Raw genomic sequence first — 1,171 nt, forward strand, 5'->3', positions numbered from 1 at the left:
TCGGGACCTCGATCAGCCGTTCGGGATGCTGCTCGATGACGTCCAGGGCGTCGATACCGAAATGCTCGACGATACGTTCGGCGAGCTTCGGCCCGATACCCTTGATCAGCCCGGAGCCGAGATACCGCCGGATACCCTGGACCGTCGCCGGGAGCACGGTCGTGTAGTCCTCGACGTGGAACTGCTTGCCATACTGTGGATGCGAGCCCCACCGCCCCCGCATCCGCAGCGACTCACCCGGCTGCGCGCCCAGCAGCGCACCCACCACCGTGATCAGATCACCGGAACGCCCCGCGTCCACGCGGGCGACGGTGTATCCCGTCTCCTCGTTGGCATAGGTGATCCGTTCCAGCACCGCGTCCAGCACCGACCCGTGAAACGGCTGCGCTGATGCCATGCGAGTACCGATATCATGGACGGCTTCCGGTTTTACCGTAGGCCGTCCCGCCACCGGTCGGCCTCGGCGACGAGCGCGCGGGCCCAGGCGTCCAGAATCTGTGTTCCGGCGTGGGCGGAGGAACCAGTGGGATCACCCAGGACGCCGTTGGGGCTGACGGCGCGCACGCCGGACTCCCGCAGCACGGGCAGGAGTTCGCCCAGCGGGCGCGTCACCCCGGGCTCGCTGCGGTCGAGCTTCACCGCCTGCCCGCGCAGGGCGAGCATCGCCGAGGTCTCGGTGCGGCCGGCGTGGGCGTCGTCGGCGGGTCCGTCGGGCAGCCAGGCGAGCACGCGACGGCCCTCGTGCCGCAACCGGGCGACGGCGCGGCGCAGCGGTACGGCGTTGCCGCCGTGCCCGCAGACCAGCAGCACCCCGGCAAAGGCGTCGGCCGAGCGGACGAGCTCGACCAGGAGCAGCTCGACGGCCTGCTGCCCGATCGACAGGGTGCCGGGGAAGCCGCCGTGTTCGCCGCTGGAACCGTAGGGCACCGCCGGTGCCACCACCACCCAGGGGCGGGCACGGGCAAGTCGTTCGCACAGTGCGTCGGCCAGTTCGGTGTCCACTGTGAACGGTAGGTGCGGCCCGTGCTGCTCGGTCGCGCCCAGCGGGACGGCGAGCACGCTGGCGGCGGCGCGCTCGGCCACCTCGGGCCAGGTGAGCTCCGCCAGTCGCCAGGGCCGCGCAGCGGCCACGGTGTGCGCAGCGGTCACGGTGTGCGCAGCGGTCACGGTG

At 71.7% G+C, this 1,171-nt stretch carries 2 protein-coding genes; both read right to left on the reverse strand.

Annotated elements, in window-relative coordinates:
• On the reverse strand, positions 1-397 hold a 397-nt coding region (locus DD1DGNOD_RS29705; protein WP_430827826.1), incomplete at its 3' end, for a YrrC family ATP-dependent DNA helicase.
• 32 nt (positions 398-429) lie between these two features.
• On the reverse strand, positions 430-1,167 hold the full coding sequence (gene mftE, locus DD1DGNOD_RS17265) for a mycofactocin biosynthesis peptidyl-dipeptidase MftE (protein WP_346434341.1): 738 nt from the start codon (positions 1,165-1,167) through the stop codon (positions 430-432).
• Positions 1,168-1,171 lie beyond the last annotated feature (4 nt).

The organism is Candidatus Protofrankia californiensis, assembly GCF_900634765.1.
Taxonomy (GTDB): domain Bacteria; phylum Actinomycetota; class Actinomycetes; order Frankiales; family Frankiaceae; genus Protofrankia; species Protofrankia californiensis.